22 protein-coding genes are annotated in these 25119 nt (G+C 45.0%); 18 read left to right on the top strand and 4 right to left on the bottom strand.

The genetic code is table 11. From position 1 onward, the window contains the following. The first annotated feature begins 87 nt into the window (after window positions 1-87). Window positions 88-864 carry an SDR family NAD(P)-dependent oxidoreductase gene (locus IUA53_RS08640; RefSeq protein ID WP_196899204.1) on the top strand — a complete coding sequence of 259 codons (777 nt, stop codon included), beginning with the start codon at window positions 88-90 and terminating at the stop codon, window positions 862-864. 80 nt (window positions 865-944) lie between these two features. On the opposite strand, the gene IUA53_RS08635 is transcribed toward IUA53_RS08640, so the two are convergent. After that, complete coding sequence (locus IUA53_RS08635; RefSeq protein ID WP_196899202.1) at window positions 945-3341, bottom strand: Lon protease family protein; 2397 nt, start codon at window positions 3339-3341, stop codon at window positions 945-947. Between the two features lie 538 nt (window positions 3342-3879). Here IUA53_RS08635 and leuS point away from each other — a divergent pair. From leuS to lipA, 13 genes are all read left to right on the top strand, one after another. After that, on the top strand, window positions 3880-6483 hold the full coding sequence (gene leuS, locus IUA53_RS08630; protein WP_196899200.1) for a leucine--tRNA ligase: 2604 nt from the start codon (window positions 3880-3882) through the stop codon (window positions 6481-6483). A 2-nt stretch (window positions 6484-6485) separates the two neighbouring features. Further along, on the top strand, window positions 6486-7007 hold the full coding sequence (locus IUA53_RS08625) for an LPS-assembly lipoprotein LptE (protein ID WP_196899198.1): 522 nt from the start codon (window positions 6486-6488) through the stop codon (window positions 7005-7007). Window positions 7008-7010: 3 nt separating this feature from the next. Then, window positions 7011-8039: a DNA polymerase III subunit delta gene (gene holA, locus IUA53_RS08620; protein ID WP_196899196.1), complete on the top strand. Its 1029-nt coding sequence runs from the start codon at window positions 7011-7013 to the stop codon at window positions 8037-8039. Between the two features lie 4 nt (window positions 8040-8043). Then, window positions 8044-8694, top strand: a complete 651-nt coding sequence (nadD, locus tag IUA53_RS08615; protein WP_196899194.1) for a nicotinate (nicotinamide) nucleotide adenylyltransferase — start codon at window positions 8044-8046, stop codon at window positions 8692-8694. A 12-nt stretch (window positions 8695-8706) separates the two neighbouring features. After that, entirely contained in the window at window positions 8707-9024 is a 318-nt protein-coding gene (gene rsfS, locus IUA53_RS08610; protein WP_044056985.1) for a ribosome silencing factor, read from the top strand. Window positions 9025-9111: 87 nt separating this feature from the next. Further along, window positions 9112-9582: a 23S rRNA (pseudouridine(1915)-N(3))-methyltransferase RlmH gene (gene rlmH / locus IUA53_RS08605; RefSeq protein WP_044056984.1), complete on the top strand. Its 471-nt coding sequence runs from the start codon at window positions 9112-9114 to the stop codon at window positions 9580-9582. A 12-nt stretch (window positions 9583-9594) separates the two neighbouring features. Then, window positions 9595-11484 carry a penicillin-binding protein 2 gene (gene mrdA / locus IUA53_RS08600; RefSeq protein ID WP_196899192.1) on the top strand — a complete coding sequence of 630 codons (1890 nt, stop codon included), beginning with the start codon at window positions 9595-9597 and terminating at the stop codon, window positions 11482-11484. 2 nt (window positions 11485-11486) lie between these two features. Next, window positions 11487-12602, top strand: coding sequence for a rod shape-determining protein RodA (rodA, locus tag IUA53_RS08595; RefSeq protein WP_044056982.1), 1116 nt, complete (start codon window positions 11487-11489; stop codon window positions 12600-12602). Continuing rightward, complete coding sequence (locus IUA53_RS08590) at window positions 12602-13474, top strand: septal ring lytic transglycosylase RlpA family protein (RefSeq protein WP_044058863.1); 873 nt, start codon at window positions 12602-12604, stop codon at window positions 13472-13474. Before rodA ends, IUA53_RS08590 begins: the two co-directional genes overlap by 1 nt. Before the next feature lie 238 nt (window positions 13475-13712). Then, on the top strand, window positions 13713-14906 hold the full coding sequence (locus tag IUA53_RS08585) for a D-alanyl-D-alanine carboxypeptidase family protein (protein WP_044447211.1): 1194 nt from the start codon (window positions 13713-13715) through the stop codon (window positions 14904-14906). A gap of 89 nt (window positions 14907-14995) precedes the next feature. After that, window positions 14996-15259 carry a DUF493 family protein YbeD gene (gene ybeD / locus IUA53_RS08580; RefSeq protein WP_044056981.1) on the top strand — a complete coding sequence of 88 codons (264 nt, stop codon included), beginning with the start codon at window positions 14996-14998 and terminating at the stop codon, window positions 15257-15259. Continuing rightward, window positions 15260-15916 (top strand): lipoyl(octanoyl) transferase LipB, encoded by a 657-nt coding sequence (gene lipB / locus IUA53_RS08575; RefSeq protein WP_044056980.1) that lies wholly within the window; start codon window positions 15260-15262, stop codon window positions 15914-15916. Then, window positions 15909-16871 carry a lipoyl synthase gene (lipA, locus tag IUA53_RS08570; protein ID WP_044056979.1) on the top strand — a complete coding sequence of 321 codons (963 nt, stop codon included), beginning with the start codon at window positions 15909-15911 and terminating at the stop codon, window positions 16869-16871. Before lipB ends, lipA begins: the two co-directional genes overlap by 8 nt. 136 nt (window positions 16872-17007) lie before the next feature. On the opposite strand, the gene IUA53_RS08565 is transcribed toward lipA, so the two are convergent. Beyond that, window positions 17008-18738: a tetratricopeptide repeat-containing diguanylate cyclase gene (locus IUA53_RS08565; protein WP_196899190.1), complete on the bottom strand. Its 1731-nt coding sequence runs from the start codon at window positions 18736-18738 to the stop codon at window positions 17008-17010. A gap of 233 nt (window positions 18739-18971) precedes the next feature. Here IUA53_RS08565 and ansA point away from each other — a divergent pair, with 233 nt between their 5' ends. After that, window positions 18972-19979 (top strand): asparaginase, encoded by a 1008-nt coding sequence (ansA, locus tag IUA53_RS08560; protein WP_196899188.1) that lies wholly within the window; start codon window positions 18972-18974, stop codon window positions 19977-19979. 24 nt (window positions 19980-20003) lie between these two features. Next, window positions 20004-20843 (top strand): DUF2797 domain-containing protein, encoded by an 840-nt coding sequence (locus IUA53_RS08555; RefSeq protein WP_196899186.1) that lies wholly within the window; start codon window positions 20004-20006, stop codon window positions 20841-20843. A 12-nt stretch (window positions 20844-20855) separates the two neighbouring features. Here the strand turns inward: IUA53_RS08555 and IUA53_RS08550 are convergent, their stop codons facing one another. Beyond that, the gene (locus IUA53_RS08550; RefSeq protein ID WP_196899184.1) at window positions 20856-21407 is read right to left on the bottom strand and encodes an NAD(P)H nitroreductase; all 552 of its coding nucleotides are present in this window, start codon (window positions 21405-21407) and stop codon (window positions 20856-20858) included. Between the two features lie 638 nt (window positions 21408-22045). Between IUA53_RS08550 and sppA the strand changes: the two genes are divergently transcribed. Both sppA and IUA53_RS08540 read left to right on the top strand, forming a co-directional pair. Continuing rightward, window positions 22046-23911 carry a signal peptide peptidase SppA gene (gene sppA / locus IUA53_RS08545; protein WP_044056973.1) on the top strand — a complete coding sequence of 622 codons (1866 nt, stop codon included), beginning with the start codon at window positions 22046-22048 and terminating at the stop codon, window positions 23909-23911. Window positions 23912-23928: 17 nt separating this feature from the next. Further along, complete coding sequence (locus IUA53_RS08540) at window positions 23929-24423, top strand: SprT family zinc-dependent metalloprotease (RefSeq protein ID WP_332310823.1); 495 nt, start codon at window positions 23929-23931, stop codon at window positions 24421-24423. A gap of 22 nt (window positions 24424-24445) precedes the next feature. Here IUA53_RS08540 and yfbV read toward each other — a convergent pair whose 3' ends face one another. Next, entirely contained in the window at window positions 24446-24895 is a 450-nt protein-coding gene (gene yfbV / locus IUA53_RS08535; RefSeq protein ID WP_044056971.1) for a terminus macrodomain insulation protein YfbV, read from the bottom strand. Between the last annotated feature and the right edge of the window lie 224 nt (window positions 24896-25119).

Here is a 25119-nt window from a genome sequence, read left to right as displayed (position 1 = left end):
ACATTTTCGCCGTTTAACAGCGGCAAAATGGTTTTTATGGTGATACCCCGTTAACATGTTGTTAAAAAACAGCGTTAACGGGGATTTATGAAAATTACTGAAGTCACTGCATTGGTGACCGGAGGCTGTTCTGGCCTAGGTCACGCGACTGCCATAGCATTGAGTCAGGCTGGCGCAAAAGTGTGCTTGCTAGACATGAACGAAGCACTAGGCCAACAACGGGTAGAGGAACTCGGCACCGAGAACACGTTATTTGTGCGCGCCGATGTCCGCAATGAAGATGAAATCTCATCAGCAATTCGTCAGTGTCAATCTCGATTTAATCATATTCATTTGTGCGTTAATTGTGCAGGCATTGCCCCTGCCAAACGTATCCTTAACAAAGAAAATGCCCCCGCCCCATTACAGGACTTCCAGCACACTATTGATATAAATTTAGTCGGCAGCTTCAACGTCGCACGTTTAGTGGCCAGTGCCATGGCTAACCAATCCGCAGTGAATGATGAGGGGGAACGAGGGGTGATTATTAACACCGCGTCGGTGGCCGGCTATGAAGGGCAAATTGGGCAAACCGCCTATGCCGCCAGTAAAGCAGGGATCATTGGGCTTACCCTTCCTATGGCACGAGATCTAGCGCCATTAGGTATTCGGGTTAACACTATAGCCCCTGGGGTTATGGGCACCCCAATGCTATTGGCCATGCCTGAGCATGTACAACAGGCATTATCGCATAATGTACAGTTTCCCAAACGGTTAGGATTACCTGAAGAATTTGCAAAGTTAGTTATTCATATTGCACAAAATGCGTATTTAAACGGGGAAACCATTCGCTTAGATGGCGGTTTACGTATGCCACCTAAGTAAACCTGGCAAGGTCAGTCGCCAACCATTCAATGAAAGCAAGCTATATATCGCTCGCTTTCATTTTTAGCGTGGCGCTAAGATTATTCGCCATCCCCCCCATTCACAATCAGCGCAATGTTGTAAAGTCGATTCACCGCGTGGTAATTGATGGTATTTTTCGGGTATCGGCCGCGAGAACTTAGTACACCGGCTTCCTGTTCCATCAGTATGGATAATGCATCATCAACCGTTTCTACAGTATAGATGTGGAATAACCCTTTTTTCACCGCATCTATCACCGTAGAGTCTAATACTAAATTAATGGCATTAGATTTTGGAATAATAACCCCTTGGGTGCCCGTTAAACCTCGATGTTGGCAAAGATCGAAATAGCCTTCAATCTTTTCATTTACACCGCCCACTGCCTGAACTTCACCGTATTGGTTGATTGAGCCCGTTATGGCAAGCGTTTGCAAGCAGGGTATTTCAGTGAGTGCTGAGATTAATGCCACTAGTTCACCCAACGATGCACTGTCTCCGTCAATGTGACCATAAGACTGCTCTAAGGCGATATTTGCCGACAATGTCAGTGGAAAGTGCTGCGCGTACTTGTTACCCAAGTACCCTGTTAGCAACATCACCCCTTTTGAATGTATGGGCTGACCCAACTCCACTTCTCTTTCTATATCTACAACGCCACTTGCACCGGCGAACACGGTAGAGGTAATTCGCGCCGGCGTCCCAAACGCAGTGTCACCTATGTCTAAAACCGTCAGTCCATTCACCTTCCCTATTGCTTTGCCTTCAGTAGCAATAAGTACATGCCCTTCTTTTATGTCGTTTAACAGGGTTTGGCTAACGCGGCCCGTTCTGCGTTTTTTCGCCGCCAGCGCCGTTTTTAAATGATGCAATTCTAAGGTGTCACTACCAGATTTCATGCAGAAAAAGTGCGCTTCGTTTACGAGTTCTATCACCTCGGAAAAATGCGCTGATAACTTTTGTTGGTGTTCAGCCATTCGCAATGAATATTCTACCAACCGACACATGGCGTTGGCGGTCACGTGTTGGATGTTAAGTTGAGCCAAATGTTTTCTCACCTTGCCCACAAAATCGAACAACGCTTGGCGAGAAACTTGAATTTCTAAGTCGAAGTCTACTAATACACGAAAAAGCTCATCAAATTCATCGTCGTAATCTTGCAACGTATAATAGAGATCCCGGGAACCAAGAAGCACAATTTTAATATTCAAGTCGATAGGTTGAGGATGCAAAGTGATGGCATTCACCATACCGACATCTTGCTGGGGCAAGTCCATTTTTAATCTGCCAAGCTTAACGGCAAGTTTCAGGGTTTCCCACACGTAAGGCTGCTCAATGAGTTGGTCTACATCAAGCAGTAAATATCCACCGTTGGCGCGATGAAGCGCACCAGGTCGTATCATTCGATAGTTAGTGAACACGCCCCCATGAATATTGGTGTATTCGATTTTGCCAAAAAGGTTTTGGTAAGTAGGGTTTGGTTCGTATATAACCGGCGCCGTGTCTCCAACATTATTTGCCACCAGAACATTCGGCAAAAATTGTTCTTCTAAAAACACCCGTTGATCAAACTCATCGCTTTTCTCATCTTTTCGCTCTTCTTGTACAATGAGAAGGATGGCGTTAACCAATGCCGTCTTTAACTGCTTTAAGTACTTCAAAATACCAAGTTCTGCCGAATACTTATGCTCTAGCACTTTCAAGAGGGGTTTAATCCCCTGCTCTGCAGTTTGTTTGTCTAATGCTCTTAATTGTTCAGAATTTTCCCTCTTCCACGAGGGTAAGCTTAGTAGGCTCTCGCTGAGGCGATTTTCTAAATCGTCAATTAACGCATAAAAATGCGAACGCTGGCTTTCATTCAAAGCCGCAAATTCCGTATCCGTTAGTGGCTTGCCCTCAACAATAGGAGAAAATGAAATTTCGCCATTTTCTTCATACAAGGCCACATCATTGGCTTGTGCGTAACGCTCTAGCGCAGCAATGGCCTCGTCATACTTTTTATCGAATTCCCGGGAGATATTGGCCCGCTTTCGCTGATAGCCTGGGTTATCGAATGCGACGGGAAAGGTATCTAGCACGTCATCAATAAGCTGAGAGATATCTTTATGAAAGGCTTTACCACCACCGGTGGGGAATTTCAGTGCCACAGGTTCGCGTTCTTCGGCGAAATTATTGATGTACACCCAATCGTCGGGCGCGTTTAAATTAGCAACTTGCCGTGCAATATAGTCGCGCACCAAGGTGAATCGACCCGTGGCGGGTTCACCCATCACATAAAGGTTGTAGCCTTTCGCATTAATGCCTAAGCCAAAAGTAAGCGCTTCTCGAGCACGCTCCTGGCCAATAAAAGTAGCATGGAGTGCTTCATCATCTTTCAACGCACTATTTATCGCCTTTCGATTAATCGTGGGTGTAAGAGAAGAAGGAGTAAGTGATGTATGCTTAATTTCGCCTGACATAGTTCTTATTTTTTAAATCTTTGTGGTAAGTGAAACCCGTTAGCGCAGGTCTGTCAAACCCTTATCTCGCTTTATTGTATTGTGTGTCTCTATTAGATGAATAAACCATCAAGTGGAGCCCTCTTTTGCTCTATTTGATGGCTTTTTGGGGCTCGCTGTTTTACACCACAACAACTCGCGTTAGCTAACGATGAAATAATCTCACGAAGCAAACACAACACTGTGCGTTAAATCAAAGTGCGCTAAATCAAAGTGCGCTAAAGGTTTTGGCGAGGAAGCATGCTAATGTGTTGGCAGTATTTCATGGGATTAACCCAGCCATCCACGAAGAATGATTAGTTTTTCAACAAGTGAGGATAAAAATAGCACTATAACTCGCTAAGCTATTGAGCGTGGACACGTCGCTAGGGTATTCTATAAGGCTATATGTAAGTTAAATTTCTATGTTGAACCGTGGGCCTTAGCCGTTTCACTCACTCGGTTTTTCATAGACGATTTATTAACGTTAAACCAATATTAATGCGGAAGCCTAAGTTTCATGGCCGAAAATCAGTACAACCCTAAAGAAATAGAACAAAGCGTTCAGCAATACTGGGAAGAAAATCAGTCATTTAAAGCCAATGACGATGTGGATAAAGAAAAGTTCTATTGCCTTTCTATGTTTCCTTACCCAAGTGGCAGACTCCACATGGGCCACGTAAGAAACTACACCATAGGTGATGTGATCAGTCGCTACCAGCGTATGCAGGGAAAAAACGTACTCCAGCCAATGGGATGGGACGCTTTTGGGCTTCCAGCAGAAAATGCCGCAATAAACAACAACACGGCCCCAGCGAAATGGACCTACTCGAACATTGATTACATGAAAAATCAGCTTCGCAGTTTAGGGTTTGGCTACGACTGGGACAGAGAAGTCACCACGTGTAAGGCAGACTACTACCGTTGGGAACAGTGGTTTTTCACCCGCCTTTACGAAAAAGGGTTAGTGTATAAAAAGAACTCTACTGTGAACTGGGATCCCGTAGACCAAACTGTTTTAGCTAACGAGCAGGTCATCGATGGCCGTGGCTGGCGTTCTGGTGCGCTGGTAGAGCAAAAAGAAATTCCACAGTGGTTTATTAAAATTACGGATTATGCAGAAGAACTTCTTAGCGATTTAGAGCAACTTGAAGAGTGGCCAGATCAAGTACGTGCCATGCAAGCAAATTGGATTGGTCGTTCTGAAGGTGTAGATATCACCTTCGATCTTGCTAAAAATGCAAGCAACATAAGCGACCTAACCGTTTACACTACCCGCCCAGATACTTTCTATGGGGTGACTTATGTGGCGGTGGCAGCACAGCATCCACTCGCTGAATTTGCCGCGCAGTCTAATCCTGCTTTAGCTGACTTTATTGAAGAATGTAGGAACACCAAAGTGGCCGAAGCAGAGTTGGCCACGATGGAGAAAAAAGGGTGTGATACCGGCATGCAGGTAATTCACCCCCTAACTGGTGAGTTATTGCCTGTATGGGTAGCAAACTTTGTATTGATGGATTACGGCTCAGGTGCGGTAATGGCGGTACCGGGGCACGACCAACGAGATTGGGAATTTGCTACCAAATACGGCCTAACGATCAAACAAGTGATTCAGCCTGCAGACGATGCAAAAGAAGCCTGTGATTTAACAGAAGCGGCTTACACGGAAAAAGGCGCGCTTGTTAATTCTGATAAATTTGATGGCCTTACGTTTAATGATGCTTTTGACGCTATTGCTAAAGCCTTGGAAGAAAAAGGCTGTGGCCAGCGTAAAGTAAATTACCGTCTTCGTGACTGGGGCGTGAGTCGCCAGCGTTACTGGGGCGCACCTATCCCAATGTTGAATCTGGAAAATGGCGAGTCGGTACCCGTTCCTGAAAGTGAACTGCCTGTCATTTTACCCGAAGACGTTGAAATGAACGGCGTAACCTCCCCTATTAAGGCGGATCCAGAATGGGCGAAGACCACGTATAACGGCGAAGCAGCATCACGCGAAACAGATACCTTCGACACCTTCATGGAGTCTTCTTGGTATTACGCAAGGTACGCCAGCGCAACCAACCATGACGCTATGCTTGACCCTGCTTCATCGAACTATTGGTTACCTGTTGATCAATATATTGGGGGTATCGAACACGCGATATTGCACTTATTGTATTCACGTTTCTTCCACAAATTGTTACGTGACGAAGGCTTGGTGGATTCTGACGAGCCATTTAAACGCTTACTCTGTCAAGGTATGGTGTTGGCCGATTCTTACTACCGCGAAGATGCCAAGGGCAAGAAAACCTGGTATTCACCCACACAGGTGTCGGTAGAAAAAGATGAGAAAGGCAGAATTGTCAAAGCTTGGTTAACCGAGGATGGCGAGCCGGTGATCCACGGCGGCATGACCAAAATGTCGAAATCGAAGAACAATGGCATCGACCCACAAGAAGTGATTGACCAATACGGTGCAGATACCGTTCGCTTGTTTACTATGTTTGCCGCTCCACCTGAGCAAACACTTGAGTGGGTTGATTCTGGCGTAGAAGGCGCAAACCGTTTCTTACGTCGTATCTGGAAACTGACCACTGAACACGTAGAGAAGGGCGAGCCGGAAGCCTTGAACGTAAGTGGGTTAAGTAAAGACCAACAAGCGTTGCGTCGAGAAGTGCATAAGACCATTGAAAAGGTTAGCGACGACCTTGGTCGCCGCCAAACTTTCAATACCGCGATTGCAGCCATTATGGAATTGTTAAATCACCTTCAAAAGGCGCCGCAAGAGTCACCACAAGACGTGGCTATCATGCGAGAAGCCGTTGAGTCTGTATTGTTGCTGTTAAACCCTATCACTCCGCATATTTGTCATACGCTTTGGCATGTGTTGGGCCATCAGGACGATATTGAACTTGCGCCTTGGCCAAAAGCAGATAAAGAAGCGTTGGTTGAAGATGAAAAGCTCATTATCGTTCAAGTCAACGGAAAGGTTCGCGCCAAAATTACCATTGCTGCGGACGCAAGCAAAGAAGCCATTGAAGCAGAAGCGAAAGCTCAGCCCAATGTGCAGCAGTTTATTGATGGCAAAACCATTAGAAAAGTGATTGTGGTGCCGGGACGACTCGTTAACATAGTGGCTAACTAAGAATGAGCCGTTTATTTCTCTACACAATATCGCTGTTAGTAACGTTAACACTGGCTGGGTGCGGATTTCATTTACGTAGCGCCCCTAACCTGCCAGACAATGTGAATGCTGTGATTGTCGATAGCGCAAAAACACATGCCCTGTTGAGCAGAGCACTTTATAAGCGAGTGACTGTGTATGGTTTAAACGGCGTATATGCCCAAGATGCCAACACGTTGGATAACGGCGTGGTGGTATTTTTGATGCCAGAAAAACTAGAGCGTCGACTGTTGTCGGTGTACCCCTCTGGACAAGTGGCTGAATACGAACTTATTTATACCGTGCGATATAAAGTACAGTTTCCAGACCAAGAAGCCATTTTGGCCACCTTTGATGTTATCCGCGATTATCAAGACGACCCAGATCATGTACTGGCGAAGTCACGTGAACTCGATATAGTGTTAGACGAAATGCGTAATGAAGCGGCTGACATTATTATCCGCCGACTTTCCAGTCAAGCCACCATGACTTATCAAGGCCAGTAGGCGATGCAAGTTTATCCAAATCAATTTGGACAAGAGATTTCACGAGGCTTAAAATCTTGCTACTTAGTTTTTGGTGATGAACCGCAGCAAAAATTTGACGTTATTGAGCAAATACGGCAAACCGCAAAACAGCAAGGGTTTATCGAGAGAACCGTTTTGGTTGCCGACACGGGCTTCTCGTGGAATCACGTTTTGGAAGCAACACAAAGTATGTCGTTGTTTTCGTCACAACAATTTATTGAGTTGGAACTTCCTACCGGTAAACCTGGCACCGAAGGCAGTAAAATGCTGCAAGAGATAGCCAAGGCGCTTCATCAAGATGTATTGCTGTTAGTACATGGCCCTAAAATTGGCAAAGATGTTCAACGAGGGAAATGGTTTAAAGTGCTTGATGAGGTGGGTGTCTCAGTTATGTGCTACCCCCTTGAAGGCCGACAACTTCATAGCTGGATAGCACAGCACTTACAATCCCATCAGCTGTCTGTGTCAGGCAATGGTACCAAAATTATTGCTGATTTTTGTGAAGGTAACCTACTTGCCGCCAAGCAAGAAATAGACAAACTCGCTCTGCTTTACCCCCAACAAAGCATTACCGATGAGCAAATTGAATACGCGATGGTGGATCAATCACGCTACAACGTATTTCAACTCGTTGACGTTATGCTCAGTGGTGACAGTCGCCGCTGTGTAAAAATGCTTTATCGATTAGAAAGTGAAGGCCTAGAGCCAAACATTATTATATGGGCACTGGTCAGAGAGTGGGAAACCCTTTGGAAGTTACATTGTGCGCAGCTAGATGGTACGCCCATCCAATGGCAAAAATTTGGTATTTGGCGCAATCGACAAGGCTTTTATCAATCTGCGTTACAACGTTTATCCGCGTCTCAGCTTAATGCTATTCAACAGGCACTCAGTGATGCTGACCTCGCTTTTAAACAAAACGTCATCAGTAAGCCTTACGTCAAACTCTGTCATCTATGTATGATGTTTATGGGCATCAATATTTTTCACCTCCCCTTGGTCGACGCCTAATCATATGAGTATTCGGGCCATATTAGGTGGAACCTTTAATCCACCGCACTTAGGGCATATCCAGCCGGCACTGTATTTACTCGATTATATTAAGGTGAACACCTTAGGGCTTATGCCCTGTAAAATCGCCCCTCACAAACCCGTAGCGGTGAGTGAAGCGCATCGCGTAGAAATGGTAAAGTTAGCGTGTGAACTCGACAAACGATTGTATCCCGAGCTTATTGAGCTTTCCCTGCCTAGCCCGTCCTATACGGTTCGCACGTTAGAAAATTTGCGCCAGCACCACGCCGACACAATCTGCTTTTTCATTGGTGCGGATTCACTGTATAATATCCAGTCCTGGTTTGAGTGGGAGCGTTTGCTTGATTATTGTCACCTCGTTGTGATGCGACGAGAAGGGGATAATTTTGAACCACCATCGTCATTAACGTCATGGCTAAACGCGAATAAAACGGAAGACATAAACCAACTACATCACCAACCCAATGGTTGTGTGCTGTTGGTTAACACCCCACTACACCCAGCGTCTTCAACACAAATACGCGACGCCGTTAGTGCAACGACGTCAGCCTTGACGCCGCCTATTGAGTGGCTGCCAACGCCCGTTGCAGACTATATAAATATGCACCACTTATACCAAGATAAATCAAATTAGTGAGGAAAACACTTGGAGAGTCAACAACTCAAGCAGTTCGTAAAAGACAAAATTGACGACATGAAAGGCCGTGACATTATTGAAATTGATGTACGCGGTAAATCAACAATCACAGATACCATGATTATCTGTTCTGGTAATTCTAAACGTCACGTGGTTGGTATTGCCGAAAACATAGTAGTAGAAGCCAAGCAAGCAGACATTGCACCTAGCAGTATTGAAGGAAAAGAGACAGGTGAATGGGTATTGGTTGATTTCGGCGACGTAATCTTGCATGTCATGCAAGACGAAGCACGGGATTTTTACCAGCTAGAAAAGCTCTGGTCGTAATAACCTGTTGTGTTGGGGAGCGCAGAATAACGCTCGCCTCCCCTCGCCTCAAAAATAGCTTGTAAAACGGCGAATGAAGGAAATCTAGTGCGTATTCAGATTGTTGCAGTGGGTACAAAAATGCCATCTTGGGTTAACCAAGGCGTGGACGAGTTTATTCGCCGGTTCCCTTCTGACATGCCTGTAAGCTTTACCGAAATTGCAGCGGGTAAGCGTGGCAAAAACGCCGATATTAAACGTATTCTTGAAAAAGAAGGCGAACAGATGCTTGCGGCAATTCCTAAAGGTAATAAAGTTGTTACCCTTGAGGTGACAGGTCGCCCTTGGGATACTCCCACATTAGCCAAGCAACTCGATAGTTGGAAAATGGATGGCCGAGATGTAAGCCTGTTAATTGGGGGCCCAGAAGGTCTAGCGCCATCGTGCATTGCAGCCTCGGAACAAAAGTGGTCGTTATCGGCGCTAACGCTCCCTCACCCACTTGTGCGCATTATTCTTACTGAAAGCTTATATCGCGCATGGTCTGTGACGCAAAACCACCCTTACCACCGCGAATAGCAGGAGCGGCGAATGCAAAGGAAGCGTCAAACCATAAGAGACCACTCCGCTGAGGCAAATTTATTTGCACGGCGAGCGACGGTGGCATTTTTCATCGTGGTTTGTATGTTAGGCATCGTTTTAAACAACTTGTATTCATTGCAGGTTGAGCAGTACGACGATTACCAAACTCGGTCCAATGGCAATCGAATTAAAGTACTGCCAGTGGCTCCCAATCGGGGGCTCATTTTTGATAGAAATGGCGTATTGTTAGCAGAAAACCGCCCGGTTTTTAGCTTAGAAATAACACCCGAAGAAACCAACGACTTAGACGATACTCTGTCTCGTTTATCGACACTCATGGCTATCACAGACGATGAGCGTGAGAACTTTGAAAGCAAACTGAAAGGCCAAAGACGCTTCAAGCCCATTGCAATTCGAACTAAACTCAGTGAAGAAGATGTTGCGCTTTTTTCTGCCAGTAAGCATCTTTTCCCCGGCGTACAAATTGAGGCTAGACTTGCCCGTTACTACCCCTATAAAGAGACACTGACCCATTTATTAGGCTATGTGGCGCGTATTAATAAAAAAGATTTACAAAAATTGGTTGAGGCCGGTCAAGAAGCAAATTACGCCGCCACTCACGATATTGGTAAATTGGGCATTGAAAAATATCACGAAGAACTGCTTCATGGCAGCGTAGGTTATCAGCAAGTAGAGGTGAATAACCAAGGGCGCATTATTCGTGTGCTGAACGTAGATCCTCCTGTTCCCGGCAAGGACATTGTGCTTAATATTGATATTGAGCTTCAACTTGCTGCGCAGCAAGCCTTAGCCGATCAGCGAGGTGCGGTAGTGGTGACTGACATTAAAACTGGCGGTGTACTCGCACTGTATTCAAACCCTAGCTACGACCCCAATTTGTTTGTTCACGGTATTAGCCGTAAAAATTACGCTGCGCTACTTAATTCACCGGACCGCCCTCTTATTAACCGTGCAACACAAGGGCAATACCCGCCTGCTTCCACGGTAAAGCCGCATTTAGCGCTGGTTGGTTTGGAAGAAGGCATCATTACTGAAGACTACACCATCATGGATGGTGGACGTTATCAATTACCTAACGTCTCCCATGTGTGGCGCGACTGGAAAAAGTGGGGACATGGCAAAGTAAACGTTTCGAAAGCCATAGAGGTGTCCTGCGACACCTATTACTATGACCTCGCGTACAAGCTAGGTATCGATAAAATCAGTGAAGCTATGTATGAATTTGGGTTTGGTGATTTTACAGGGATAGACTTATACGAAGAATCCGATGCCAACATGCCTAGTCGTGGTTGGAAGCGCGCCCGCTTTAATCAGCCTTGGTACATCGGCGATACTATCCCTGTCGGTATCGGCCAAAGCTTCTGGACGACCACGCCGATTCAGCTTGCTCACTCACTTAATACTTTGGTGAACCGTGGCGAACGCTATATTCCACAAATAATTCGCGGCTTTAAGAAAGCCGATAATTCGGTGGACGTGTTACCGCTGAAAACCTTACGTCCATTACAGTTCAAGCAGCAAGAAAACATTGATATTGTGTTAAACGCTATGCATGACGTAGTGCATGGTAGCGAAGGTACGGCTAGAAGCGTGTTTAAAGATGCGCCTTACCAATCGGCAGGCAAAACCGGAACAGCACAGCTGTTTTCCGTAGGCCAGGACGAAAAATACGATGCCGACAAAGTGGATGAGCGCCTACGAGACAATGCAATGTACGTTGGCTATGCGCCCTTTGAAGCCCCCGAAATCTCAGTGACTGTGGTACTGGAAAATGCGGGAGGTGGCAGTTCTAATGCCGCTCCGGTGGCGCGTGAAATTATGGACTTCTATTTTCGAGACCGTGTTTTTGACACTGATATAGCACAGGTTCAGCCCTAACCATGAAAAAGAATACGTTAAACACCAACAAAATCAGCTTTTTGCAACGTATCCATATAGATGGATGGTTGCTATTAGGGTTACTGGTGCTGATGTCGGTTGGCTTATTTACCCTTTACTCTGCCTCCGGCCAAGATGAAGGGCAAATGCAACGTCAGTTTACCCGCCTAGGGGTAAGCTTTATTGTTATGTTTGTCCTCGCGCAAATTCCCATAGGCGCTTTTCGTCGACTTTCAACCTACGCCTATATTGTGGGCTTGCTGATGTTAATCGCCGTGTTATTGTTTGGTGATGTAGGGAAAGGCGCACAGCGCTGGCTCGATTTAAAATTCATTCGTTTTCAGCCGTCTGAGTTGATGAAATTAGCGGTGCCTATGATGGTGGCTTGGTATATTAGCCAGTTTAATTTACCGCCCCGCACTATTCACATCATTACCGGTTTCACATTGGTGGCTGTACCTACTGTACTTATTGCCAAACAGCCCGACTTAGGCACGTCTTTACTTATTGCCAGTTCCGGAATATTCGCCATCTTTTTGGCAGGCATGAGTTGGCGTTTAATTGGGTTTGTTAGTCTCTTGGGCGGCGCGTTCGCACCTATCATGTGGTTCTTTTTAATGAAAGACTACCAAAAACAAAGGGTACTGACATTTCTTAACCCTGAAAGCGATCCATTGGGCGCGGGCTACCATATTATACAATCGAAAATTGCCATTGGCTCAGGCGGTATGGACGGTAAAGGCTGGTTGCAAGGCACACAATCTCAGCTAGAGTTTTTGCCCGAACGTCATACTGACTTTATCTTTTCCGTGTTTAGTGAAGAGTTTGGGCTTACCGGCGTGATGGTGTTGTTGGGAATTTATTTATGCATTATTTTACGGGGATTAATTATTGCTAATCGCGCACAAGATGCCTATTCCAAGCTGTTAGCAGGAAGTATTACTCTCACCTTTTTTGTTTATGTCTTTGTTAATATGGGCATGGTTTCCGGGTTATTACCTGTAGTGGGGGTGCCCTTGCCATTAGTCAGTTATGGCGGCACATCAATGGTGACATTGATGGCAGGTTTTGGCATTCTGATGTCCATTGCTACACAGAAACGATTTATGTCTCGATGATGTTACGTTCCTTTGTTTTTTTAAGTGCAATAATGGCTGCACTCTGTGGGTGCCAATCGGCACCAGAAAGTCGCTATACCATGCAACAAGATACCGCCCCCGCTTATGTGGCCAAAAAACCTGAAACACTTGATGCTGTGCCTAAGTACGAAGCCTACCGGCAGTTTAATAGCCGCCCTTATGAAGTGTTGGGGCAGCGATATTCTCCGCTAGCGTCGGGCAAGGGCTTCGAGGAAATTGGATACGCCAGCTGGTATGGTCAAAAATTCCATGGTCACCTGACGTCTAATGGTGAAACTTATAATATGTTTGCCATGACCGCCGCCCATAAGACATTGCCTTTACCTTCTTATGTAAGAGTGACTAACTTAGAAAACGGTCAACAAGCCATTGTGCGAGTTAACGATAGAGGGCCGTTTCATGACAATAGAATTATCGACCTTTCCTATGCAGCGGCGGTAAAACTAGGCTATCAGCACAAGGGCACGGCGAAAGTAAAAATAGAAGTTATTCACTTTGACCAACACAATAACGTGACTGTGGGTAACCGCCCTACCATCACATATGATGAATACTTGGGCATTACCGTACCTGCCAGCCCCACTGCTATAGACAGTGAAAAGTCAGGGTTACCAAACACCCAGCCTGCCATTTATATCCAAGTTGCAGCGCTGTCCGATGAAAAGCGGGCAAAATCCATTTCGAATGTGCTTTCGGCATTGTATCAGGTGCCTACGCACCTCCCACGGGTCGACAACATCTACAAGCTTCAATTAGGGCCCATCGAAAATAAGTCTGCCGCCAATGTTTTACTGGAACAATTACGTAAAAATGGCTACCCCAATGCCTACACCGTTGAAGGCACCTTGTAGCACGGTCATGTTCGAATTGTGGCAACAATAAGGCGAACTGGGGTGGCTATCTGACAGCTTACAGCACGAAAAAAGGCATTCGTCGCCTAATCCCTAGTTTCTAGTAAACTTTTTCGTTAAAACCTAGTCCTACTTGTTACCTTACGTTAGAATTCGACTTAATAATACTAACGGCTATACCGCACTACATTTGCAGTTAGCCATACACGGATAATAAACGGTCAAAGAAAACAACATCATGCTCAGAACAATTCAACGCGCTAAACCGTCTTTTCTTTCTTTCGCTTTTTTACTTTTTAGTGCCTTGGCGCTAACAGCAACTACAGCGAATGGTGCAGTGGTAACGCCACCCGCACCGTCAGTTGCCGCTGAAGGATTTCTTTTAACCGATTATGAAACTGGGCATGTTATCGCGTCAAAAAACGCAGATATGCAATTGGCCCCTGCTAGCCTAACTAAAATCATGACTATTTACGTGATTGGTAAAGAGTTGCAAGCTGGCAATATTAGCCTAGAAGATGAAGTGACTATCTCGGAGAATGCATGGGCGAAGAAATTCCCAGATTCTTCAAAAATGTTTATTGAAGTAGGAACGCAAGTGTCTGTTAGCGATTTGCTTCGCGGTATTGTAGTGCAATCAGGAAACGACGCTTGTGTGGCTATGGCTGAACACGTTGCCGGTTCAGAAGCCGCATTTGCCAGCATGATGAATGCACACGCACAAGCATTAGGCATGACAGCGTCCCATTTTGTAAATGCTCACGGCTTGCACGACCCTGACCACTATACTACGCCAAGAGACATGGCCACGCTTTCTCGAGCACTGATTGCCGAAACGCCGCAAATGTACAAAATTTATAGCGAAAAAGAATTTACCTTCAACGGCATTAAGCAATACAACCGTAACAGCCTGTTATGGGACAAGAGCTTAAACGTTGACGGTATTAAAACTGGCCACACATCAGATGCCGGATATAGCCTTATCACCTCAGCGGAACAAGGCGGAATGCGCCTAATCTCTGTTGTGATGGGTACCGACAGCGAGCGTGCACGTAAAGTAGAAAATAAGAAGCTACTTAAATACGGCTTTAGGTTCTTTGAAACCCTTACGCCTTATAATGCGGGCCACAGCTTTGTTGCTCACCGAATTTATATGGGCGACCGGGAAACAGTAGACCTTGGAATTAATCAATCTACCCCCATTACTATTCCGCGCGGACAGGCTGCTAACCTTGAAGCCAACTTTGAACTAGACAAAAAACTTGAAGCTCCGCTTGCTAAAGGGCAAGTTGTTGGAACGCTTTATCTGCAATTAGACGGCCAAGATGTAGCCAGTTACCCACTGGTCACGTTGCAAGAAGTTAAAGAGGGTAGCTTCTTTAACCGCATAAAAGACTACGTCATGTTGCAACTGGGTTTTGGTGAAGACTAAATAAAACTCGTTGAAAGCTAGTTCAAAGGCGGCCAGATTTGTTACAATCTGGCCGTTTTTGTATTTAACGACAGTACCAAGGATATCGCATGGATACCCGTTTTGATGAACTTCTAGATTTCCCCACGCACCAAACGTTTAAAGTTATGGGTGTGGCTGATGATAAACTTCCCCACCATGTTATTTCGTGTTTGCAGACGCATGCTCCGGGTGACTATGCCCCCACAGTTAAGCCAAGCAGTAAAGGAAATTACCATTCTGTTTCCGTTAGCGTACGCGTCACCAGTAAAGAGCACATGGAACTGATATACACAGAATTAGCTAAACTAGAATTAGTTAGAGTAGTACTGTAAGTGAGTGAACAAACCTCTACGGTTATCATTCGTCAGTTAGGCACTAAACACTATGAGCCCGTATGGCAAGCCATGCAGCGCTTTACTGACGAACGAGACCAAAACACCCAAGATGAAATATGGTTGGTTGAACATCCCCCTGTGTTTACCCAAGGCCAAGCTGGTAAAGCCGAGCATATTCTTATGCCTGGTGATATTCCTGTGGTGCAAGTAGATAGGGGGGGACAGGTCACTTATCATGGGCCCGGCCAACAAGTTATTTATTTATTATTGAATATAAAGCGCCGAAAGCTGGGCGTTCGTCATCTCGTTACAGCAATGGAAAATGCCGTAGTAGGCTTGCTTGCGAATTACGAAATAACGGCCTATCCAAAGCCAGATGCCCCTGGTGTTTATGTGGATGAAAAAAAGGTTTGCTCGCTAGGCTTACGTATTCGTAATGGTTGTTCGTTTCATGGTCTTGCATTAAATGTTAATATGGACTTATCGCCGTTTCAACGAATTAACCCCTGTGGCTATGCAGGCATGGAAATGATTGATACTGCAACGTTAAATGGCCCGCAATCCTTAGTTGAAGCGGGCGTCGCTTTAACCGAATTGCTATTAGACGCGCTTTCGATAACGGACACAGAATATAAAGAAGGTTTTGATGAGTAACGCACGACCTAAAGCGGGAGTAAAACTCCGCGACGACGAAAAAGTAAAACATATCCCCGTCACCATTATTCCTACTGAAAAGGAAGAAATGCTGCGTAAGCCTGAGTGGATTAAAATTAAGTTACCACGAACCACTGACAAAATTGATCATATCAAGAAGACACTGCGCAAAAACAAATTGCATTCAGTTTGCGAAGAAGCAAGCTGCCCTAACCTAGCAGAATGCTTTAATCATGGCACAGCCACCTTCATGATATTAGGCGATATCTGTACCCGACGTTGCCCGTTTTGTGATGTTGCGCACGGAAAACCATTACCGCCTAGCGCTGAAGAACCTGAAAAACTAGCCACCACCATTGCCGAAATGAAGCTTCGCTATGTGGTTATTACGTCGGTAGATCGCGACGATTTAAGAGATGGCGGAGCGCAGCACTTTGTAGACTGTATTAATGCCATTCGTAAGCACAGTCCTGAAACCACCATTGAAGTACTGGTACCGGATTTTCGTGGCCGTATGGATCGCGCTCTCGACATTTTCAAAGCCGGTGTGCCAGATGTCTTCAACCACAACTTAGAAACCATTCCACGTCTTTATCGTGAATGTCGACCGGGTGCAAACTACCAATGGTCTCTCGACTTACTGAAAAAGTTTAAGGCGCAACACCCTGACGTTCTCACTAAATCTGGTTTAATGATGGGAATGGGTGAAGAAAACGAAGAGATAGAAGGTGTGCTTCGCGATTTACGTGCCCACGATGTGGATATGCTTACCTTGGGTCAGTATTTGCAGCCAAGCAAACACCACTACCCTGTTAAACGTTACGTGCACCCGAAAGAGTTTGATGCACTCGGTGATTACGCAAAATCTATTGGCTTTACGCATGCAGCCAGTGGCCCTATGGTTCGCTCAAGCTACCATGCGGATCAGCAAGCGGCAGGTAAAGAAGTTAAATAGGGTTTGTATAAACTGAATTGATTTCAATAACGCTGTCGTAAAAAGCCTGAGCCTATGCTCGGGCTTTTTTATTTTAGGCGTTTATCACTGGTCAAGGTCGAACTATAAGTAAATTCGTTACGTTATCTAGGGCGCCTCACTCTACGAAGTAACGGTTAACTTGGTTTCGCCCATTCTGTTTAGACTTGTATAAGGCTAAATCGGCAGCGGCTAGCAGATTGTCAATGTTGTAACCGACTTGTGATGTGTCACTCACACCAAAGCTCACACTCACCGTGAGGTTTGATTTTACATGCGTCACGCGAACCCCTTCTATGGCTTTACGACATTGCTCTGCCACACAAGCACCATGAATAACATCACACCGCGGCATTAAAATGGCGAATTCTTCACCGCCCATTCGCGCCACTAAGGTATCTGCGTTAACCACTTCATAAATCGCCGCTACCGTTGCAGACAACAGCTTGTCGCCAACTTGATGCCCTTGCGTATCGTTAATTTGCTTAAAATGATCTAAATCGAACAGGATTAAGCAGCAATCTGATTGAAGATCTTTTTGAACGGGTAAAACTTTTTGCGCTGACTCAATAAAAAAACTACGATTAAACGCGCCGGTTAGCCCGTCTTTTTCTGCCAACTGTTTAAACTTTAAATGTAGTTTTCGGCTACGATAAGACCAGAAAACGAGTGCTGCCAAACATATCGCAATCACGACGAGTGCCAAAGTCACCACATTAATTTTTTCGTTGGTCAGTTGAGTTTGCTGTTCTAACAGCTTATTTTTCTTATCTAAAAGCGCTATTTCATTTTCTTTTATGGCCAGATTAAAGTTTGCTTGCTGATAGGCCACTTGTTTCACCACATTGTCTTCGCGAAGTAAGCTTTCGGCTTTAGACAGCGCTTCAGCATACTGTAATGCTTGGGCAAAATCCTGTTGCGCTTTAGCTATTTTCACCATCACCAACAAGGCATCTATTCGGCTTTGCAAAAATTCCCGTTTGTCCAGCTGGTCAAGCACAAAGGTTGCTGACGTTTTTGCTTTTTCAACATCACCAAGTAAATAATAGAGCTGCGCCAACGATGCATTAAATGCTAAATCAAGAAACAGGACATCAATATCCTCTACCCGCTTTTTCATGATTTTCGAAAGCCTATAGGCTTGCTGCGGTTTATTTTGCTTTATAAGCAAGGTTAAATACGCATTCTCTAACAAAGAAATGTAGTAGCGACTTCCGCTTGCCGCACAGTTTGCTTTCGCTGTTTGGTATCTTGCCTCTTTGCTTTCGCTCACCTGCTCTTTGGCAGCAATATCCATCATTGCCACTTCGCCAAGACATCGATATGGGGAATCAGCAGGGCTATGTTTTTCAATACGCTGCGCTAGCATTTTTGCAATGTCGTATTGCTCAGCATTCAAATAGAAAATAAGCAGGCCTTGCAGCCCTTTTAGCATCAGCGTTTCATCTTTTTCATTCGCCAACGCACGTTGTAATGCATTGGCATACATGAAGCCCTGTTCCCATTTACCTAAAAACGAAGCCATGGCCGTCAATGAAACCAGTGTGCGATTTTTCACTCGGGTAGATTGCACGTCTGTGTATACCCCAGTTAACGAATGAAACGCGTTTTCAAGGTTCCCTTCGTAAGCAGAGAGCAGCGCCTTCAAAAAGCGATGATATTCTTTGTCTTCTGGTGACAACGATTGCAAATCAAGGTTGTTCAGTAGCACTAAGGCTTGCTGATGATCATCAAAATGAATGCGCTCAATGTCAAGTAGCGCAGCGTCTTGGGCACATAACGTAGAGAAGGGTGATAGCGCGAAAAGAAATGCAACAAGCCGCGCCCAAGAAGAGAAAATTTTCGTCATTGTAATTATTTTAAATACTCATCTAAGAACATTATAACGAACCATGTATACATAAGGGAAAAAATATAACGTTGATTATTTTCAATTTAATGAAGATAACGCCCTTTTTTGCATTAAACACAGAACAAAATGCATAATCTCTTCGATAAACTTCAATCACCGGATGACATTACTTTATGGGCTGCTAGAATGCGGCTTCAAAATTAATACCATACGTTATGTAAGGTCTATTTATGCGTAAACACATCTACATTGCCTATACTGGCGGTACTATTGGCATGAAGCCCTCCGACCAAGGCTATATTCCAGCAGCAGGCTTCTTAAGTGAAACATTGGCACAAATGCCCGAGTTTCATCGTCCAGAGATGCCCTTGTTTACACTTCATGAGTACGACAACCTTATCGATTCTTCCGACATGAATCCGTCCGACTGGCAACGTATTGCTGACGATATTGCCGCCAACTATGATAAATACGATGGGTTTATTATTCTGCATGGCACAGACACCATGGCCTATACGTCCTCGGCCCTCAGCTTCATGCTTGAAAATTTATCCAAGCCGGTGATTGTTACGGGGTCTCAAATTCCCCTTGCGGAACTTCGTTCAGATGGACAAGTGAATCTATTAAACGCGCTGTTCGTAGCCGCTAACTACCCTATAGCTGAAGTAAGCTTGTTTTTTAATAATCGCTTACTAAGGGGCAATCGGAGTAGAAAAGTTGATGCCGACGGGTTTAATGCTTTCGATTCACCCAACTTTCCCCCATTACTTGAAGCGGGTATTAATATCAGACTAAAAGCGGGAGAACTGGCAACGCCAAGCGATAAACCGCTTAGGGTTTCACCGGTTAAGGCTCAACCTATAGGCATGGTCAGCTTGTACCCTGGCATAGCTTCAGAGGTGTTAAAAAACACCCTTCAACAGCCTGTTAACGCGCTTATTTTACTTAGTTATGGTGTGGGTAATGCACCACAATCACCGTCACTTATAGCGCAATTGAACTACGCTAAAGACAGGGAAATACCGGTTTTAAATTGCACGCAATGTATACGCGGGCGAGTCAATATGGGCGGCTACGCCACCGGTCATGGCCTACAACAAGCTGGCGTGCTTTCCGGCAGTGACATGACACCGGAAGCCGCATTAGCCAAACTCCATTATCTTCTCAGTAAATCGCTTAGTTTTTCGCAACTAAAATCTCAACTGACGCACAACCTGCGTGGCGAACTCAGCGAATAATTCACAACAGGACATCAGCATACTATGGCTACCGTTTATTCTGGCGCGCTACGAAAAATGCGCACAAAAGCTGACACCAATAATAATGTCGTGTACCAACTCCCTATTGGCGAACACACCCTCGATATTAACCCTCTTATTGGGCAAAAGGTGTCGTTAACCTTTACCGGTGAAATACAGTGCGTTCATTGCGCTCGAAAAACAAAGAAAAGTTTTAATCAAGGGTACTGCTACCCTTGCCTTATTTCATTGGCACAATGCGATAGCTGTATTATTAAGCCTGAGAAATGCCATTATCACGAGGGCACGTGTAGAGAGCCTGAGTGGGGGGAAGAACATTGCTTTAGTGACCACTTTGTTTACCTTGCGAATACAGGCACAGTGAAAGTAGGTATTACCCGTCACGTCACTGACGCCGTATCTTCTCGGTGGATGGACCAAGGTGCCACCCAGGCTACTGTAATGCTACGCGTACCAGATCGCTTAACCAGTGGTGTGGTTGAAACCTTTTGCAAATCGTATATCGCCGATAAAACTAATTGGCGTACCATGCTCAAAGGCGCACCAGAATCGGTAGATTTAAATGCAGTAAAACAAGAATTACTGGCTAAAATCAGTGATGATTTAGACGCGGTAAAACAAGAAAAAGGCCTCCAAGTGGTGAGCGAAGTAGAAGGCCCCATCTTCGATATTCACTACCCTGTAGAAGAATACCCTGTGAAAATAAAATCCATTAACCTAGATAAAACACCCGCATTTGAAGGGGTTTTAAAAGGGGTAAAAGGACAATACTGGTTATTAGATGAGGACCGAGTAATCAACATTCGCAAGTACGCAGGTTATCAGGTGGAATTGGCGCTTTAAACGCGCCAGTTCTTAATTCCAGTACTCGAAAAAATCGTCAGAGTTGCGCTGTGGCTTGGGCGCTGGCTCAAATAATGGCGTTCCAAGGTACAAAAAGCCCACCAATTCATCGTCTTCTGCTAGACCAAGCCCTTCGCGAACTAACTCACAGTGGGCGTAACTACCACTGCGCCACATGCCATTGAATCCCTGTGCCACTGCGGCCATTTGCATCGCCATTACTGCACATGATGCAGACGCAATTTGCTCAACTTTTGGCACTTTTTCATGCTTTATATATTTTGCAATAGCCACAATGATCATGGGGGCACGATGAGGAAGCTGAACAGACCGTTCAATTTCTTTTTGCGATTTATCATTCGCTATGGCTGACTGTTCAAACAAACTACCCAGTTTTTCTAGCCCCTTGTTTTGGCATACAATAAACCGCCAAGGCGTTAAACACGCATGGTCTGGCGCACGAAGGGCCGCCTGCATAATGTTTTCCAACGCCGCACCACTGGGCGCTGGCGAGCCGAGTCGCGGCTGCGAACTTCTATTTAATAAGAGTGACAAAGCATCCATGTAATTTCCTTAACACGTGTAACACATGAAAATGATATGTAGATCCTACGCCGCCAAGATTAAAAAGACCAGATATGGCAGCGCTTATTTATGTTATTCATTGATAACCTCACTGGTCTTCCAGGGGCACTAGCGTAACCGGCCCCTATACACACTTTTAGAACACCAATAGGAAAGTCAAAAGACTTAGAGTAAGGTACTGAAACACAAAGGCGCATTTTGCGTAGACTAGCCTTTTTTTCATCTATAACGGTTTTCGTGCTATAAACCGCTATAATATTGGCGTTGGCACTTTGCCTGACACACACTGTTTTTAAATGGGGCCTTCGAAAAGTGGGTAAATCGTCTCCAACACGCAGAAGTATAGTAAAGGCACCTAACAACACACTGCATCGCATTTTCCTTCGCGGGCATAAAAAAGTTGATTATAAAAAAGCCAACGGCGAACTCATGATGCTGTTTAGCGACCATGAGCATAAACACATCGCAAAATTAATTGCACACTGGCTAAACGAATCCGATAATTCAAAGGGTTAGGTGCTCGTTGTAATTTATTACAATTAATTACAAATAAGTTAGGGATATTGTTGGCAATCGCTAACATAATAGGGATAAATAAATAAAAGGTACTATTTCATATGGCAGGCAAAGGAAACTGGACGAAATCGTTATTTACCGGGATTTGGACGGTACTTAACTTCTCTAGAAAACTCTTCTTTAACCTTATTTTCTTAGTGTTTTTCATCGGTATTATCGTTGCAATTTCATCACAAGATAATGAGCAACTCACCGTAAACAATGACAGCGCGCTCATGCTTACCCTCAAAGGGAACTTAGTCATTGAAAAAGTTAGCGTTGATCCGTTTGAACAATTTCTTCAAGAAGCACTAGGCTCGGAGCCAGAAGACCCAGAGATTTTAGTAAGAGACGTGGTCAAAGTTATTGAAAATGCCAAACAGGACCGTCGTATAAAGGCGCTTGTGCTTGATTTGCATCAACTTAACGGTGGCGGGTTAGATAAGTTACGCACCGTAGCAAAAGCCATAGACGACTTTAAAACGTCGGAAAAGCCGGTTTATGCCATTGGCAATTACTACACCCAAAACCAATACTATCTCGCATCTCATGCCGACCACATTTATTTAAACCCAATGGGAAGCGTATTGTTAGATGGATACGGCCGCTATGGGGTATACATTAAAGAGTTGTTAGAGAAACTCAAAGTTACCACCCACATTTTCCGCGTAGGCACATACAAATCAGCTGTAGAACCCGTGATGCGTAACGACATGTCAGAGGCATCTAAAGAAGCTGAGAAGAAATGGCTGGAGGCTTATTGGCTTCAGTATAAAGAGGATGTGGCTAACGCTCGCGGCATTTCTATGGACAATTTTGACGAAACCCTAGAGGCCTTAGTCGCCAAGTTTGAACAGGTAGACGGCGATTTTGCGCAGTATGCTGTTGAAAACAAATGGGTAGACGCCCTCAAAACCCGTGAAGATGTGCGTCAGGAGCTTGTTGAGCTTGTTGGAGAAGACGACAACCCTATGGGCGTTAACATTACGTCTTTCGACACCTACCTTAGCGTAATAAATGCACCCGTTCCTTCCATACCTAACGACCTTGACAAAATTGCCGTCGTGGTTGCAAAAGGCAGCATTATTGATGGCACACAGCAAGCAGGTACCATTGGTGGTGACAGTACAGCACGATTACTCCGTAAAGCTCGGCTTAACGACGATGTAAAAGCAGTGGTATTCCAAATAGACTCTCCAGGAGGCAGTGCATCAGCGTCGGAAGTTATTCGTCAAGAAGTGCTTGAATTGCAAAAAGCAGGTAAGCCTGTGGTTGTGTCAATGAGCACGTATGCTGCATCAGGTGGCTATTGGATTGCCGCTGGCGCCGACCGAATATTTGCTAGCCCAAGTACGATTACAGGCTCTATTGGCGTATTTGGTATGTTTATGACGTACGAAAAATCCCTTAGCCACCTTGGTGTACATACAGATGGTGTGGGTACCACTGAAATGGCAGGTTTTTCTGCGCTACGCCCTCTTCCAGACCAGTTTGGGCAAATTATTCAATACAGTGTAGAAAACACCTATTCTAAGTTTTTGAACATCGTGTCTAACGGCAGAGATTTAAATATTGACGCTGTTGATGAAATTGCCCAAGGTCGCGTTTGGATTGGTACCGATGCACTAGAATTAGGCTTAGTTGACGAATTAGGTTCATTAGATGACGCCATTGCCTCCGCGGCAGAGATTGCAGAGTTAGAAAACTACGACACCTTTTACGTTACCCGCGATTTATCTCCCCAAGAACTGTTTTGGAAAGAGTTCTTCGGTCAAGCTTTCGCGGTGGTAGGAAAGTGGCAATTCGCGCAATCTAACTCAGCACTTATTGGCGAAGTTAAACGAGTTATCAAAGAATTTGATTCCTTTGCGCAACTTAATGACCCAATGGGCACCTATGTATTGTGCCTTCCCTGTAACATAAACTAACGGTTACAGGTGCACCCATAGCAAGTAAAGATCTAACAGCGGCACACATTCATGCTATTGAAAAATGTGTCGCTGACTTGTATCAGCGGGCAGAAGCCTATTTTGCCCGCACATTCCCCCGCCCTACGCTTTCTTTTAGACGTTCAGGAAGAAACGCAGGCACCGCGTTTTTACAGCAAAATAGAATTAACCTAAACCCTATACTGTACAAAGAAAATCAGGCCGCCTTTCTTACTGATGTTATTGCACATGAGATTAGTCACCTGTTGGTTTGGCAACTATTTGGGAAAGTGGCGCCGCACGGCATTCAATGGCAAACCATTATGGTAAAGGTGTTTAATGTGCCGCCGAATACAACCCATCAATTTAATGTCAGCGACGTCGTGGGTGAGACGTTCTTATACCGGTGTCAGTGTAGTGAGCATGCGTTGTCTGTACGCCGCCACAAAAAAATTGAGCGCGGCGCACAATATCGATGCAAACGTTGCGGTGAAACACTCACTGCGATTTAAATTGGAGAGAAGCGCTCGGGGGTTATCGGAACCACTGCTGGGTGAACACACGGTCTAAATCGTCAAACGCGGTCTTCAGCAACTGAGCAAGTTCTTTATATTTGGGTTTAGATTTTAGCGATGCTAAATGGCAACCTTCCGCGCGCATTTTACGGTGGATATCTTGATACCAGTGATTGAGTTGCGGCGGTAAATATTGATTTGAACGGTGCCCAAGCCACAACATACCTTGCAAAGGTAAGCTTAAGAAAAACGCACCAATAGCAATGGTTTGAGGTAAATACTGCATCCCCATATTTTGTAGCAACAATGCGCAAGCCAAAATAGCTGCTGGCGGCATGGTTTTTACCGCAAACTTTGTTGCAGCAACCACCCTACACTCTGGGAAATGGGCGAACAACTCACGGCGAACCGGCCATGTTTCTAGGTACTGCTGACCATCTTTTAGCAGAGTTATTATTGACTGTGACATAGATCACCCCATAAACCGGAAAAACGCATTGCGAGCACAAAAATACAAACACGTACATTTAAGCGCGCTTTTAAACGAATTGTAATACGCTTTTTGTCTAATACAAGGTAAGTTCGTCTGTAGATCATGTAAATTCAGCGAAGGTGAAATAATTTTACCCCAATACCGATTTTTTCATTTATCCCCCCTGACATAACAGTGACATTTTTCACCCGTCAAGGCAT

The sequence above is a fragment of the Alteromonas sp. B31-7 genome, assembly GCF_015767655.1.
GTDB classification, from domain to species: Bacteria; Pseudomonadota; Gammaproteobacteria; order Enterobacterales; family Alteromonadaceae; genus Alteromonas; species Alteromonas australica.
This window is presented reverse-complemented; position numbering and strand designations above follow the sequence as displayed.